This is a genomic window from Mesorhizobium sp. CA16 (assembly GCF_020165175.1).
Classification (GTDB): Bacteria; Pseudomonadota; Alphaproteobacteria; order Rhizobiales; family Rhizobiaceae; genus Mesorhizobium.
In genome coordinates, this window is the sequence record NZ_JAIUHP010000002.1 from 179,618 (window position 1) to 192,889 (window position 13,272).

Below are 13,272 nucleotides of genomic sequence, written 5' to 3' on the forward strand. Positions count from 1 at the left end.
TTGAGAATAGTGAATCTGAATGGTTTGTGAATATCGAATGGTTCACACCGGCTTCCGATACGTCTGGTTCGCATCGAACAGCGGCTTGCTGCCATCGCCGACAAGCACTGCCTTGCCGTCGCTGAGCCCCACCGTCCGATAAAAACAAGAACGCCGTCCGGTGTGGCAGGTTGCGTCGTGGCCCAACACTTTGACGCGCAACCATATCGCGTCTTGGTCACAATCCGTGCGCATCTCGACGACCTGCTGGAAATTGCCCGAGGTTTCGCCCTTCTTCCACAGCGCGTTGCGCGAGCGCGACCAGTAATGGGCAATGCCGGTCTCCAGCGTCAGCGCTAGCGCCTCGGCATTCATATGCGCGACCATCAAGAGCATGCCGTCGCCGGCATCGGTGACGACGACGGTGACGAGGCCGGCCGCATCGAAGCGCGGAGAAAGGACGGAGCCTTCCTCCAGCGATTTCTTATCGGATGGGGCTTTGGGGAATTGCAGTGCCGACATCGCCGGTAGATCTTTCTTTCTAGTGGCCGGCGATGGCCGGCGATCAGCCGCCGGCGCGCACCATGGTGACGAAGCGGACCTGCTCCTCCGGCGTGTCCTTGAAGACGCCGGTGAAGGTGGAGGTCAGCGTGGTCGAATCCTGCTTGCGGATGCCGCGCATGGCCATGCACATATGCTCGGCCTCGAGCATGACGGCGACGCCGCGCGGGTTGAGCACGTCCTGGATGACGCCTGCGATCTGCGCGGTCATCGCCTCCTGCGTCTGCAGCCGGTGCGCGAAGATGTCGACGACGCGCGCGATCTTCGATAGGCCGACGACCTTGCCGTCAGGCAGATAGCCGACATGCGCCTTGCCGATAATCGGCACCATGTGATGCTCGCAATGCGAATGGAATTTTATGTTCCTGACGATGACGAGATCGTCATAGCCGGCGACTTCCTCGAAGGTGCGGCCAAGCTCATCGGCCGGGCACATGTCATAGCCGTTGAACATTTCGCGGAAGGCTTTGGTGACGCGCTTGGGCGTGTCGACCAGGCCTTCGCGGTCCGGATTGTCGCCGGTCCAGCGCAAAAGCGTGCGCACGGCGGCTTCGACCTCGGCTTCGCTCGGCCGGTCGGTGACGGGCTTTTCCAAATATTCGGACGGGGGCATGATTTTCTTGATGACGGCATCCATAAAGGCGTCTCCCGTAGTCCCACTCAAAGGTGGAACGAGTTGAACGGACCACGACCTTTTGGGTGAAAATCGCCCATTTCCATCCCGCAAGCGGCGTGAACAGATGAGTAGCGACAACGGCTTTTTCGTCGCCTTGTCGATGCCCGACTGCGATCATTATATATGGTTCGAGCGGCGCGAAAGGAAGACGCGAGAGCGGCAAAGCCTGTTCGCTTGGCGGCGACGGACTGGAAAAATATGATCGACGACGTCTACAATGCGAAAATTCTCGGTTTCGCCGGGAATATTGGGCGGATCGGCCGGCTCGACGATGCCGACGCGACGGCCAGGGCGCATTCCAAATTGTGCGGCTCGACCGTCACCGTCGACCTCAAGATGGACGGTGACGTGGTGACCGATTTCGCCCATGACGTGAAGGCCTGCGCGCTCGGCCAGGCCTCGTCCTCGATCATGGCCCAGCATGTGGTCGGCGCCAGCGCCGACGAATTGCGCGCCGTGCGCGAAACCATGCTGAAGATGCTGAAGGAGAACGGCGCGCCGCCGGAAGGCCGTTTCGCCGACCTCAAATATCTGGAGCCGGTGCGCGACTACAAGGCGCGCCATGCCTCGACCATGCTGACCTTCGACGCGGTGGTCGACGCGATCGGCCAGATCGAGAAGAAGCGCGCCGAACAGGCGGCTTGAGCGCAGCGGTCAGGCCGCTTCCCTGGTCACGGCGAATTCGCTTCGTATCCAGTCGGCAAATGCCTTGGCGGGTTCCGGCAGATTCCGCAGGCTCCTGGCCACCAGCCAGTAGGCGCCGGAAGCCACATCGATATCGAACGGCTTGATCAAAGTGCCTGACGCAAGGTCCTCGCCGATCTGCAAGAGATCGCCGAGCGCCACGCCATGTCCGAGCAGCGCGGCCTGTTTCGACAGCGAGATGTCGGCCAGCATCGGGCCACGCGCGGGCACTGCGTCGGCGGGCACACCGGCGGCCTGGAACCAGCGCGCCCAACCCTGGCGGTTTTCCTCATGCAGCAGCGTGTAATGGCGAAGGTCGATCGGCCTTTTCAGCGGAGGGCCGGAGGCGAGCAGCGCCGGCGACAGGACCGGTGAATCGACAGTCGAGGCCAGGCGCTCGGCCTCGCTACGCGGCCATGACGTGGCGTGGGCGCTAAAACGCAAGGCGAGTTCGGGCTGATCGCTGCGGAACTCGATTAGGCGCGGATCGACCTCCAGCGACACATCGATATCAGGCCGCAATTGGCGGAAGCGATTGAGCCGTGGCACCAGCCATACGGCGGCAAGCGAGGGTTCGACGCTTATACGGACCACGGCCTGCGCCGGCGAGGCCGTAAGCTCCGATAGCACCCGGTCGATGTCGTCGAAGCTTCTGACCAATCGGTCGAGCAGCTTTTGCCCGGCATCCGTCAGCTCGACGCGGCGATGGAGGCGCAGAAACAGCGGTCTGCCCAAAAAGGTCTCGAGCTCGCGTATCTGCCGGCTGATCGCGGCCTGCGAGACATAAAGCTCCTCGGCCGCCAGGCTGAAACTAAGGTGCCGGCCGGCAGATTCGAAGCTCCTGAGCGCCGTCAGCGGCAGCCGGCCACGCTTCATATCGCATAACCTCAGGTTATCCGAAGCGGAAATTATACTCGTTTGAGGCGGAAGGCCAGCGGCAGTCTAATCGGTGCTCAAAGGAGCACTGCCATGAACCAGTTCCTGGCCATTCTGAGCGATGTCATGCTGATCGCGACGTTTCAGTGGCGCGACAAGAGCCGGCACCCCGGCTGGTGCGAGAAAAGGCCCGGCAGTTCCATGCGCCAGTGGCCGACCGGCATCCTGTCCGTCGCCGCAGGCCGTGAGGGGAAAAGGCGTTGCGTTCGAGGTCGGAAGGACACATCTATCGCGTAGCAAAACAACCGCGGAGATGCGGGTGGGCGACCATCCCGAACATACGCATGGTGGCCGGCCAATCCAGCGCGGGCGCAACTGGCCGGGGCCTTGGCGCAAGACGCCCGGGCGCATCCTGGGGACCTCGCTCGTGCGTCTCTACCAGCTGACGCTGTCCGGCTTTGTCGGCAACAGCTGCCGGCATCTGCCGACCTGCTCCGAATATGCGCATGAGGCGATTGCCCGCCATGGCCTGTGGGCGGGCGGCTGGATGGGACTGTTCCGGGTGCTGCGCTGCGGGCCGTTTGGGACGCATGGCATCGACCGCGTGCCGGAGGTGCTTGCCCAGCGCTATGTCTGGTTCATGCCCTGGCGCTATTGGCGGATCGGCAAAAGGCACAGCGAGCCCGAAATCTGATCGCTTCGCCGTCCCGCGCGACGCGGATTTTAACGATCCGGTAGGGTTAACGCGAAGCTGCACGAACACTGCGAATTTGAGACAAAATCGAGACAAGTCGCCTCGCTAAGCCGCTCCTGCAATCTCATTCCGGAGTGACTTCGCCATGCGCCAGATGGACCGCTATCCTTTCATTTTCGCCATCGTCCTTTTCCTGCTGGCCTGGATGCTGGGCTTGCCGGTGCGGGCGCAATCGGCGCCGCTCGGCGACATCCACTGCACGCTGATCCAGGACCAGCAAAGCGGCGCAACACTTTACCAGGACGGCGTCTGCGAGCAGCGCGTCAGCCCGGCTTCTACCTTCAAGGTGCCCCTGGCGCTGATCGGCTACGATGCCGGCATCCTGAGCGACGAGCATACGCCGAGCTGGGAGTACAAGCCGGAGTTCAAGGCGGCGAAGCGCGACCAGAAGACCGTCGATCCGACGATCTGGGAGCGCGATTCCATCGTCTGGTATTCGCGCGAGATCACGCGGCATCTCGGCGCCGAGAAGTTCGCCGGTTATGTGGCGAAATTCGGCTATGGCAACAAGGACGTCTCGGGCGATGCCGGCAAGGACAACGGGCTGACGCAATCCTGGATCAATTCCTCGCTCGAAATATCGCCGGTCGAGCAGACGGCGTTTCTGCGCCAGCTGCTCGCCGGCAAGATGCCGGTGTCAGCGAAGGCGCATGAGATGACCAGGGCGATCCTGCCGACCTTCGCGGCAGGGGACTGGACGGTGCGAGGCAAGACGGGCAGCACCAGACTCGGCCAGGACGGCAAGCACTCGCTCGGCTGGTTCGTCGGCTGGGCCGAGAAGGGGAGCCGCCGCATCGTCTTTGCAAGGCTGGTCGTCGATGCCAAGCGTACCGGAGAGCCGAAGGGTCTCGCGACGCGGGCGGCGTTCCTGAAGGATTTGCCCGACCTCATCAAATAGAACAGCCTATCAAATAGATGGCTGGCGGCTTTACGGCGGCGGAAACTCCTCATAAAAGACTGCCGCGCCGGACGCCTCCGGCTAACCCTCTGCAAGCCGCAACGCATCCAGCGACATGCATTTCACCACCCGCGCTCGTTTGCGGGACTGGATAGGAGAACCCTGATGCCGAATTCCGTTTCCCTGACATTTCCCGATGGTTCCGTCCGCGACTACGACGCGGCGCTGACCGGTGCCGGTCTTGCCGAATCGATCTCCAAGTCGCTGGCCAAGAAGGCTGTGGCCTATAGCCTCGACGGCATCGTTCGCGATCTTTCCGATCCGCTCGGCACGTCCGGCAAGGTCGAGATCATCACCCGCGAGGATCCGCGCGCGCTGGAGCTCATCCGCCACGATGCGGCGCATGTGCTGGCCGAGGCCGTGCAGGAGCTGTGGCCGGGAACGCAGGTGACGATCGGGCCGGTTATCGAGAACGGGTTCTATTACGACTTTGCCAGGAACGAGCCGTTCACGCCGGACGATTTTCCGGTGATCGAAAAGAAGATGCGCGAGATCATCCAGCGCAACAAGCCGTTCACCAAGGAAGTGTGGTCGCGCGAGAAGGCGAAGAAGGTCTTCGCCGAGAAGGGCGAGCGCTACAAGCTTGAGCTGATCGACGCGATTCCGGAGGACCAGGACCTCAAAATCTACGCACAGGGCGACTGGTTCGACCTGTGCCGCGGTCCGCACATGGCCTCGACCGGGCAGATCGGCAATGCCTTCAAGCTCATGAAGGTGGCGGGCGCCTATTGGCGCGGCGACTCGAACAATCCGATGCTGACGCGCATCTACGGCACAGCCTTTGCCGACCAGGCGCAGCTCGATGCCTACCAGACCCTGCTGGAAGAGGCCGAGAAGCGCGACCACCGCAAGCTCGGCCGCGAGATGGACCTGTTCCATTTCCAGGAAGAGGGACCGGGCGTCGTCTTCTGGCACGCCAAGGGCTGGAAGATGGTGCAGAACCTGATCAACTACATGCGCCGCCGCCTCGACGAGCACGGCTATCAGGAAGTCAATGCGCCGCAGGTGCTGGACAAGAGCCTGTGGGAGACGTCCGGACACTGGGGCTGGTACCGTGATGCGATGTTCAAGGTCACGGTCGCCGGCGACGACACCGACGACGACCGCGTCTTCGCGCTGAAGCCGATGAACTGTCCGGGCCATGTGCAGATCTTCAAGCATGGGTTGAAGTCATACCGCGAACTGCCCGTAAAGCTTGCGGAGTTCGGCAATGTGCATCGCTACGAGCCGTCGGGCGCGCTGCACGGGCTGATGCGCGTGCGCGGCTTCACGCAGGACGATGCGCATATCTTCTGCACCGAGGAGCAGCTCGCGGCCGAATGCCTGCGCATCAACGACCTGATCCTGTCCACCTATGCTGATTTCGGCTTCGAGGAGGTCAGCGTGAAGCTGTCGACCCGGCCGGACAAGCGCGTCGGCACCGACGAGGCCTGGGACCATGCCGAGGCGATCATGAGCAATGTGCTGGAGACGATCCGCACGCGCTCCGGCAACCGCATCAAGACCTCGATCAATCCGGGCGAGGGTGCGTTCTACGGGCCGAAGTTCGAATATGTGCTGAAGGACGCCATCGGCCGCGAATGGCAATGCGGCACCACGCAGGTCGACTTCAACCTGCCGGAGCGCTTCGGTGCCTTCTATATCGGCTCGGATTCGGAGAAGAAGCAGCCGGTGATGGTGCATCGCGCCGTCTGCGGCTCGATGGAGCGCTTCCTCGGCATCCTGATCGAGAACTATTCCGGCCATTTCCCGCTGTGGTTCGCGCCGCTGCAGGTGGTGGTGGCGACGATCACCTCGGATGCGGACGAGTACGCCTTGAATGTGGTCGAGCGGCTGAAGGCCGCGGGGCTGCTCGCCGAAGCCGACCTGCGCAACGAGAAGATCAACTACAAGGTACGCGAGCATTCGCTCGCCAAGGTGCCGGTCATCCTCGTCTGCGGCAGGCGCGAGGCGGAAGAGGAAACCGTCAATGTCCGCCGGCTTGGCTCCCGCGACCAGGAATCGCTGAAGCTCGAGGATGCCGTGAAGTCTCTCACCGACGAGGCGGTCTCGCCCGACCGCAAGCGTCGCGCAGCGTGACTTACCAGCGCTTCCTTGAATGGCGGTGGCGTGTCCACCGCCATTTTCATATGCCTGTCACGCCAGCCTTGTAACGAGCCGCCATGCTCAAGTTGAAACTGCGGGAAAGACGGTTTCCCGAGCTTTCCTACGCCAACCCGCATCAACCGGTGCTGACGCGCTGGTTCATCCATTCGGTCGAGGGCCTCTCGGGGCGCGACCGCTTCGCCGTGCTCTACGATTTCTGGCGCCGCCAGGTGGTGCCGACAGGCGACCGCGTATTCAGCCGCATGCTGGAATTGATCGACGTCAAGGTCCGCAACGCCGTGCAATGGCCGCCGCCAGCGCTGCCGGACACGCCGCTGGTCATCGTCGCAAACCATCCCTTCGGTATCGGCGACGGCATTGCGGTGCTGTCGCTGGCTGAGCAGCTCGGCCGGCCGTTCCGGGTCATGATCCACAAGGATCTGCTCAGGATCCGCGAGATGGAGCCCTATTCGCTGCCGATCGATTTTTCCGAGACCAAGGAAGCGTTGAAGAACAACATGGCTGTGCGCCATGAAGCGGTGCGGCTGTTGAAGGAAGGCGTCACTATCGTCGTGTTCCCGGCCGGCGGCGTCGCCACGGCGCCGAAGGGTTTCGGCCGCGCCATCGACCTGCCGTGGAAGATGTTCCCGGCCAAGCTCGTCCAGGACGCCAAGGCCTCGGTCATCCCGATGCATTTCTCCGGCCAGAACGGCCGCCTGTTCCATCTCGTCAGCGGCCCGATGAATATGGCCGAGCGCGACAATCGCGTGGCGAAGTTCATAGGCAAGGCGTCGCTGACGCTGCGCACCTCCTTGCTTATCCGCGAATTCGCCCGACTGTCGGGCAAGGCGATCGAGGTGCGCATCGGCGACGTGCTGAGATGGAGCGACCTCGAGCCGCTGCGCGACCGCAAGGCGCTGCTCGATCGCCTCTATCGCGCGGTCTTCGATCTGGCGACGCCTTCCGCGCAGCGTGGCCGCGTGCCGTTCCTGCCGAAGCGGATGCGCAAGGCGGCCTGATCAGCCCGATCAGTCCGCGCCTTCCTCGGGGTCGATGGCTGAGGATTCGTTGGCCACGACCTCGATTTCCTGGTTCTGGCCGGCAACGACCGTGAAATCCTTCTGGTAGATACGGTCGCGGTTCTTGGCGATGATGGTGTATTGGCCTTCGGCCAGCACCATCGAGGCGAAGGCGCCGACCGCTTCCTTGATCGGATCGCCGCTCTCGTTGAGCAGCGACCAGGACGTGTCGGCGATGGCCTCGCCGCCGGGCTCGCGCACCAGCTTCATCGTCATCTCGGCAGCGCGGTGCTCGACGGTCGCCTCCGTCAGCTTGCCGGCCTCGACGCGGATGTCGGAGCGGATCACGGCGTTGACCGCGCCATAGGTGGAGACGACGTGGTAGGTGCCGGCGTTCAGCCGCACAACGGTGTTCGGCGCGACGTCGGGGGCGATCAGCGCCCGGTCGCCATTGGCCGCGGCCTGGCCTTCATAGATCGAGAAGCGCAATTTCTTCGGCGGGATGGGCGCGCCGCCGGACGTCACCGCGTCAAGCTTAAGGCCGCCGGCGTCGAGCACAAGGCTTTCGCGCCTTGCCTCCTTGCCGACGGTGATGCGCTTGGTGGCGCCGGCGCGTCCGTAGGAGGCATGGACAAGATAACTGCCGGGGTCGAGCTGGAACACGGCCGTGCCGCCATGGGCGGATGCTACCATCGGCAGTTTGCCATCACTGGCGGGCTGCGGCCTGAAAACCCGCCAGACGATGCCGCGGGTGATGTCGGCGCCCTTGTCGGTCAACTGCGCCGACAGCGTGATGGCGCCGCCGTTGCCGAGCGCCAGCGGCGTCCCGGCCTTCGGCGTTGCGTAGCTCGAAATGCCTGGAAGCTTGATGTCGCCGATGTCGTTGGCGTTCTGGGCCAGCGCGAAGGAAACCGGCACCGCGAACAACGCAGCGACGAGTGCGATCACGAAAAGGCGCAAGATCCCCTCAAACATGCCTTGCGTTGAAGCCCAAGGCGGTGGCAATTTCAAGGCCTAGGGCCGGATGATTTCAGGTCGAATTGACCTGAAATCTGAATCCGGCTCTAAGTCAAAGAAGTAGGGCATGATGTCGTCCGAAAACCGCTTCACACTTTTCGGCATCATGCTCTAGAAGCGCGCCGCCTTGCGCGGCGGCTTCTTATCCGGCGCAAAACGCCACCGCCCGAGCCGCCCGACCTCCCGATGGCGTGCTTCAGCTCAAAATTGAATGCTATTGAATGCTTAGGAGACTTGCGCCCATGGCGTCGCCGATCATCGACTTCCTGCTCACCCGCAATTCCGCGCCGATACCCGACCTCAAGGAACCGGCGCCGAGCGATGCCGAGATCGCGACGATGATCGCAGCCGCCTCGCGCGTTCCCGACCACGGCCGGCTCGAGCCATGGCGGTTCATCCTTTATCGCGGCGAGGCGCGCATCGAGATCGGCAAGAAGCTGGCAGCACTTGCCGAACAGCGCGAGGGGCCGCTGCCGGAAGGCCGGCGCAACCAGGAACTGGCGCGCTTCTCGCGCGCGCCGCTGGTGATCGGCGTCGTGTCGGTGCCGAAGGAGAACCCGAAGATCCCGCAATGGGAGATGTTCCTGTCGGGCGGCATGGCGGCGATGAACCTGATGATCGCGGCGAACGCGCTGGGCTATGGCACCAACATGATCAGCAACTGGTATTCCGACGTTCCGGAGGGCAGGGCGATCCTCGGGCTGTCGCCGCAGGAGCGTGTCATCGGCTTCGTCCATATCGGCTCGTATCAGGGGCCGGCGCCGGAGCGGCCGCGGCCCGATCCGGCAAAGCTCTATGGCGATTACGCCGGTCCCTGGGCCGGTTAGGTGTTTTTGCGGGTTTTCGGAGGAACGGCGGCAGCGGGCGGCCAATAGTGGTGGGGGACGTCACGGAAGGTTGGTCATGATCTCGAGATTGGTTTTCCAGACATTCGTATGGTTCGGCATCATGGGCGTGCTGCTGTTTCTGTCGGCCGGCACGCTGCACTGGACCGGAGCTTGGGTGTATGTGGTCGTGATGGTCGGGCTGAGCCTGACCATGGGCGTCGCGCTCGCCCGGCGCGATCCAGGCCTGATGAATGAGCGCCTCCGCCCGCCGATCCAGAAGACCCAGACCGCGGCCGACAAGATTGTGCTCAGCATATTGCTGCTCGGTATCTTCGCCTGGCTGGTCCTGATGGGGCTCGATATCCGTTTCGGCTGGTCGGCAGCTCCCGTCTGGGTGCAACTGGTCGGCGTGCTGGTCCTGCTCGCCGGCATCTGGATCTGCTATCTCACTATGCTGGAAAACAGCTTCGCGGCGCCTGTCGTGAAGATCCAGGACGAGCGCGGACAGAAGGTAATCACGACAGGTCCCTACAGCTATGTCCGCCATCCGATGTATGCCGGCGCCATATTCTATTTCGCCGGCACGGCGCTGCTGCTTGGTTCCTGGTGGGGACTGGCGTCGGTGCTTGTCTTCATCGTCCTGCTCGGCATCCGCACCTTCATCGAGGAAAAGACGTTGCGAACCGGCCTGCAGGGCTATGACGTTTATGCCGCGCGCGTGCGCTACAAGCTGATCCCGATGGTCTGGTAACCTCAGGCAAGGCTGCCCGCCGCTCGGGCGCGAGCCAATAAATGCTCGGCCAGACGCAAATGCGGCCTGTCGTACATCTTGCCGTCGATGCCGACGACGCCCGGATTTCCCGCCGCCGCGAAGGCATCGACGATCGCCCGCGATCGCGCGACCGCTTCGGCGGACGGCGTGAAGGCGGCATTGATGACCGGCACCTGCGCCGGATGGATCGCCATCTTGCCGGTAAAGCCGTCGCGCTCGGCCTCGCAGCATTCCTTCTCGAGGGCGGCCATGTCGCGGAAGTCGGGAAAGATGGTGTCGATGGCGGCGACTTCGGCCGCGCCGGCCGCCAGAATGGTCATGGTCCGCGCCAGGCGAAACACGTCGGTGTAGCGGCCGCTCTCGTCGCGGGTGGCGCGCGCGCCGATTGCCGCGGACAGATCCTCCGCGCCCCAGGTCAGGCCGGCAAGCCGCGCGCTTGCGCCGGCATAGCTCGCCGCCGCCAGCACGCCCGCCGCGGTCTCGGTGATGATCGGCAGGATTCTTATGGCGCCGTCCGGAAGCCCGTTCTCGGCCTCGTGCACTCGAAGCTTTGACGCCAGCTGCTGGACGTCCTGCCCGCTGTTCGACTTCGGCAGCATGATGCCGTCGGGCTTCGCCACGACGAGCGCCGCGAGATCGGCGTCTGTCAGGCCGGTGGAAAGATCGTTGACCCGCACATAGATTGCCGAACCCGTCCGGTCTCTTTGACTCGAGATGAACCCGGCCGCGGTCGCGCGCGCCGCCGCCTTGCTGGCGGGGGCAACGGAATCTTCGAGATCGACGATGACCACGTCGGCGCCGGCCTCGAATCCCTTTTCCAGCTTGCGCTCGGAATCGCCGGGCACGAAGAGCAGCGAGCGCATCAGGCCGCCTTCCTCAGCATCATCGCCTGCCTGGTGCATTTGGCGACAAGAATGTCGTTCTGATTGTAGGCGCGGTGCTCGAACTCGACGATACCGCGATCGGGTTTCGATTTGGAGTCACGCACGGAGATGACCGTCGTCTCGACCCGGATGGTGTCGCCGTGAAAGACGGGGTACGGAAACACCGTTTCCTTCATGCCGAGATTGGCGACCGTGGTGCCGACGGTGATGTCGTTCACCGAGATGCCGATCATCAGGCCGAGCGTGAACAGCGAATTCACCAGCGGCTTGCCCCATTCGGTTTTCGCGGCAAAGTCGAAATCGATGTGCAACGGCTGCGGGTTAAGCGTCATCACCGAAAACAGCATGTTGTCGCTCTCGGTCACGGTCTTGCGCAGCGTGTGGCGGAAGACATGGCCGACGACAAACTCTTCCAGATAAAGCCCGGCCATGGTTCGATTTCCTCCGATGTCCTTGCTTGATAGGCGTTGGCGGCGCCCCCATCAAGCCGGTTAAGAAACATGGTGAACCGTTCGTAAACCATTTGCAGCCTACCGTTCACAACGGGGCCGGGACCTTTCCGGCAAGGGCGCAGCTGGTCGGTATGGTTGTTTCGCATTTTCTAAAATGGATTGATACGGCAAGGGTTTCCGAGCGTGCCGCCGCCGCGAGCGCGTTGGCGCGCGCCTATATCAACTCCGATCTGCCGTTCGAGGATCGCTGTGCCGCCGAGGCGGCGCTGACGCTGCTTCTGGACGACGCTTCGTCCAAGGTGCGCCTGGCGCTTGCCGAGGCGCTGTCGATGAGCCATCACGCGCCGCCGCAGGTGATCAGCGCTCTGGCCGCCGACCAGCCGGAAGTGGCGGCGCTGGTGCTCGCGCGTTCGCCGCTGCTTACCGATGCCGACCTGGTCGAGCGCGTCGCCTGCGGCCAGAAGGCGACGCAGAAGCTGATTGCCAACCGTCCGGTGGTGTCGATGTCGCTTGCGGCGGCAATCGCCGAGATCGGCGAACCGGAAGCCTGCGCCGTGCTGATTAGCAACAGCGGTGCCGAGATTGCTTCGCTCAGCTTCCGCCGCATGGCCGAGCGGCATGGCCACCTGCCGCTCGTGCGCGAGGCGCTGATTGCCGATCGGCGCCTGCCGGCCGACTGCCGGCACATGTTGCTGGTCAAGCTCGGCGAGACCTTGAAAGGTTCGCCGCTGGTGCTGGCGATGATGGGGGCGGCGCGCGCTGATCGCGTCATGCGCGATGCCTGCGTGAAAGCCTCGGTCACGCTGATCGAGGGAACGCGCATGGAGGAGCATGCCGCACTGATCGAGCATCTGCGGCTGCGCGGCGACCTCACCGCCGGTTTCATCATCCGCACCATCGCACATGGCAAGGTGGACTTCTTCGGCTCGACCCTGGTGGCTCTAGCCCGACAATCCGAGCAACGGGTGACGGCACTTCTCGCCGGCGGGCACGACGTTGCGCTGCAGGCGCTGTTCCGCAGCGCCGGGCTTGCGCCGGCCACGCATGGCATCATCCTGCGGGCGCTGAAAGTCTGGCGCGAGGTCGCCAATGGCCGGCGTGTCGCCGGCGTTCAGGAAGTGAGCTGGCTGATGCTGAAAGAGCTCGGCGGCCAAGCGGCCGAGGGCGATCTCGCAGGGCTGGTGAAGTCGATCCATCTCGACGCCCTGCGTGAAAACGCGCGTGGGCACGCGCTGGCCATCGCCGCCGCCTAAGGACACATATCACGTCTCAGCTGAGTTCCTGGGCGAGGCCGATGAGAAGGCCTTCAGGTCCACGGATGTAGCAAAGGCGATACGCGTCCTTGTACCGGACGACTTCGCCGACGAGCTCAGCGCCGCGCTTGCGGAGCCTCTCTAGCGTGTCGTCGATGTCGTCCACGGCGAACATGATCCGGAGATAGCCCAATGCGTTCACCGGGGCATTGCGGTGATCCGCAATGACAGGCGGCCTGAGAAAGCGGGACAGCTCGAGCCGGCTGTGGCCGTCCGGCGTGCGCATCATGGCGATCTCAACATGCTGGTCGCCGAGCCCAGTGACACGCCCGGCCCACTCTCCTTCGATCGCGGCACGCCCTTCGAGTTCAAGGCCGAGCTCGCGAAAGAAATCAACCGTGCTGTCGAGGTCATCGACGACGATTCCGACATTGTCCATCCGCTTGAGCGCCATGTGTCCAACCTAAAAGGTGTC

At 63.5% G+C, this 13,272-nt stretch carries 16 protein-coding genes; 9 read left to right on the forward strand and 7 right to left on the reverse strand.

The window, feature by feature from the left end; all coding sequences use genetic code 11:
- Positions 1-42 precede the first annotated feature (42 nt).
- Both hisI and folE read right to left on the reverse strand, forming a co-directional pair.
- Entirely contained in the window at positions 43-501 is a 459-nt protein-coding gene (gene hisI, locus LB525_RS04650) for a phosphoribosyl-AMP cyclohydrolase (RefSeq protein WP_140840408.1), read from the reverse strand.
- Between the two features lie 43 nt (positions 502-544).
- Positions 545-1,177, reverse strand: coding sequence for a GTP cyclohydrolase I FolE (gene folE, locus LB525_RS04655; protein ID WP_224511395.1), 633 nt, complete (start codon positions 1,175-1,177; stop codon positions 545-547).
- A gap of 237 nt (positions 1,178-1,414) precedes the next feature.
- Between folE and LB525_RS04660 the strand changes: the two genes are divergently transcribed.
- Positions 1,415-1,861, forward strand: a complete 447-nt coding sequence (locus LB525_RS04660; RefSeq protein ID WP_140627330.1) for an iron-sulfur cluster assembly scaffold protein — start codon at positions 1,415-1,417, stop codon at positions 1,859-1,861.
- A 9-nt stretch (positions 1,862-1,870) separates the two neighbouring features.
- On the opposite strand, the gene LB525_RS04665 is transcribed toward LB525_RS04660, so the two are convergent.
- The gene (locus tag LB525_RS04665) at positions 1,871-2,776 is read right to left on the reverse strand and encodes a LysR substrate-binding domain-containing protein (RefSeq protein WP_224525338.1); all 906 of its coding nucleotides are present in this window, start codon (positions 2,774-2,776) and stop codon (positions 1,871-1,873) included.
- Between the two features lie 93 nt (positions 2,777-2,869).
- Here LB525_RS04665 and LB525_RS04670 point away from each other — a divergent pair, with 93 nt between their 5' ends.
- The 5 genes from LB525_RS04670 to LB525_RS04690 all read left to right on the forward strand — a co-directional run bounded on the left by LB525_RS04670 (position 2,870) and on the right by LB525_RS04690 (position 7,592).
- Positions 2,870-3,073 carry a hypothetical protein gene (locus LB525_RS04670; protein WP_224525342.1) on the forward strand — a complete coding sequence of 68 codons (204 nt, stop codon included), beginning with the start codon at positions 2,870-2,872 and terminating at the stop codon, positions 3,071-3,073.
- 16 nt (positions 3,074-3,089) lie between these two features.
- A complete protein-coding gene (yidD, locus tag LB525_RS04675; RefSeq protein ID WP_224543702.1) occupies positions 3,090-3,470 on the forward strand; it encodes a membrane protein insertion efficiency factor YidD in 381 nt (126 codons plus the stop codon).
- A gap of 145 nt (positions 3,471-3,615) precedes the next feature.
- Positions 3,616-4,428: a class D beta-lactamase gene (gene blaOXA, locus LB525_RS04680; protein WP_224525346.1), complete on the forward strand. Its 813-nt coding sequence runs from the start codon at positions 3,616-3,618 to the stop codon at positions 4,426-4,428.
- Positions 4,429-4,593: 165 nt separating this feature from the next.
- Positions 4,594-6,567: a threonine--tRNA ligase gene (gene thrS, locus LB525_RS04685; RefSeq protein WP_095765065.1), complete on the forward strand. Its 1,974-nt coding sequence runs from the start codon at positions 4,594-4,596 to the stop codon at positions 6,565-6,567.
- Positions 6,568-6,650: 83 nt separating this feature from the next.
- Positions 6,651-7,592: a lysophospholipid acyltransferase family protein gene (locus LB525_RS04690; protein WP_224543704.1), complete on the forward strand. Its 942-nt coding sequence runs from the start codon at positions 6,651-6,653 to the stop codon at positions 7,590-7,592.
- Positions 7,593-7,601: 9 nt separating this feature from the next.
- On the opposite strand, the gene LB525_RS04695 is transcribed toward LB525_RS04690, so the two are convergent.
- Entirely contained in the window at positions 7,602-8,567 is a 966-nt protein-coding gene (locus LB525_RS04695) for a hypothetical protein (RefSeq protein WP_224543706.1), read from the reverse strand.
- 284 nt (positions 8,568-8,851) lie between these two features.
- On the opposite strand from LB525_RS04695, the gene LB525_RS04700 reads away from it, so the two are divergent.
- Together LB525_RS04700 and LB525_RS04705 are read left to right on the forward strand one after the other, a co-directional pair.
- A complete protein-coding gene (locus LB525_RS04700) occupies positions 8,852-9,436 on the forward strand; it encodes a nitroreductase (protein ID WP_095765068.1) in 585 nt (194 codons plus the stop codon).
- 76 nt (positions 9,437-9,512) lie between these two features.
- A complete protein-coding gene (locus tag LB525_RS04705; protein ID WP_224543708.1) occupies positions 9,513-10,187 on the forward strand; it encodes a methyltransferase family protein in 675 nt (224 codons plus the stop codon).
- A 2-nt stretch (positions 10,188-10,189) separates the two neighbouring features.
- Here the strand turns inward: LB525_RS04705 and LB525_RS04710 are convergent, their stop codons facing one another.
- A complete protein-coding gene (locus LB525_RS04710) occupies positions 10,190-11,071 on the reverse strand; it encodes an HpcH/HpaI aldolase/citrate lyase family protein (protein ID WP_224543710.1) in 882 nt (293 codons plus the stop codon).
- Positions 11,071-11,523 carry a MaoC family dehydratase gene (locus LB525_RS04715; protein ID WP_224543712.1) on the reverse strand — a complete coding sequence of 151 codons (453 nt, stop codon included), beginning with the start codon at positions 11,521-11,523 and terminating at the stop codon, positions 11,071-11,073. Before LB525_RS04715 ends, LB525_RS04710 begins: the two co-directional genes overlap by 1 nt.
- A gap of 152 nt (positions 11,524-11,675) precedes the next feature.
- Here LB525_RS04715 and LB525_RS04720 point away from each other — a divergent pair, with 152 nt between their 5' ends.
- Positions 11,676-12,797: a DUF2336 domain-containing protein gene (locus LB525_RS04720; RefSeq protein WP_224525365.1), complete on the forward strand. Its 1,122-nt coding sequence runs from the start codon at positions 11,676-11,678 to the stop codon at positions 12,795-12,797.
- 16 nt (positions 12,798-12,813) lie between these two features.
- Here the strand turns inward: LB525_RS04720 and LB525_RS04725 are convergent, their stop codons facing one another.
- Positions 12,814-13,251: a VOC family protein gene (locus tag LB525_RS04725; protein WP_224525367.1), complete on the reverse strand. Its 438-nt coding sequence runs from the start codon at positions 13,249-13,251 to the stop codon at positions 12,814-12,816.
- Between the last annotated feature and the right edge of the window lie 21 nt (positions 13,252-13,272).

Excerpts from the sequence above, each read along its gene's own strand:
- LB525_RS04660 (WP_140627330.1), top strand. The coding sequence starts at position 1,415 with ATGATCGACGACGTCTACAATGCGAAAATTCTCGGTTTCGCCGGGAAT.
- LB525_RS04695 (WP_224543706.1), bottom strand. The coding sequence starts at position 8,567 with ATGTTTGAGGGGATCTTGCGCCTTTTCGTGATCGCACTCGTCGCTGCG.
- folE (WP_224511395.1), bottom strand. The coding sequence starts at position 1,177 with ATGGATGCCGTCATCAAGAAAATCATGCCCCCGTCCGAATATTTGGAA.
- LB525_RS04670 (WP_224525342.1), top strand. The coding sequence starts at position 2,870 with ATGAACCAGTTCCTGGCCATTCTGAGCGATGTCATGCTGATCGCGACG.
- thrS (WP_095765065.1), top strand. The coding sequence starts at position 4,594 with ATGCCGAATTCCGTTTCCCTGACATTTCCCGATGGTTCCGTCCGCGAC.
- yidD (WP_224543702.1), top strand. The coding sequence starts at position 3,090 with ATGCGGGTGGGCGACCATCCCGAACATACGCATGGTGGCCGGCCAATC.
- LB525_RS04705 (WP_224543708.1), top strand. The coding sequence starts at position 9,513 with ATGATCTCGAGATTGGTTTTCCAGACATTCGTATGGTTCGGCATCATG.
- LB525_RS04710 (WP_224543710.1), bottom strand. The coding sequence starts at position 11,071 with ATGCGCTCGCTGCTCTTCGTGCCCGGCGATTCCGAGCGCAAGCTGGAA.
- LB525_RS04690 (WP_224543704.1), top strand. The coding sequence starts at position 6,651 with ATGCTCAAGTTGAAACTGCGGGAAAGACGGTTTCCCGAGCTTTCCTAC.
- LB525_RS04725 (WP_224525367.1), bottom strand. The coding sequence starts at position 13,251 with ATGGCGCTCAAGCGGATGGACAATGTCGGAATCGTCGTCGATGACCTC.
- LB525_RS04700 (WP_095765068.1), top strand. The coding sequence starts at position 8,852 with ATGGCGTCGCCGATCATCGACTTCCTGCTCACCCGCAATTCCGCGCCG.
- LB525_RS04715 (WP_224543712.1), bottom strand. The coding sequence starts at position 11,523 with ATGGCCGGGCTTTATCTGGAAGAGTTTGTCGTCGGCCATGTCTTCCGC.
- LB525_RS04665 (WP_224525338.1), bottom strand. The coding sequence starts at position 2,776 with ATGAAGCGTGGCCGGCTGCCGCTGACGGCGCTCAGGAGCTTCGAATCT.
- hisI (WP_140840408.1), bottom strand. The coding sequence starts at position 501 with ATGTCGGCACTGCAATTCCCCAAAGCCCCATCCGATAAGAAATCGCTG.
- blaOXA (WP_224525346.1), top strand. The coding sequence starts at position 3,616 with ATGCGCCAGATGGACCGCTATCCTTTCATTTTCGCCATCGTCCTTTTC.
- LB525_RS04720 (WP_224525365.1), top strand. The coding sequence starts at position 11,676 with ATGGTTGTTTCGCATTTTCTAAAATGGATTGATACGGCAAGGGTTTCC.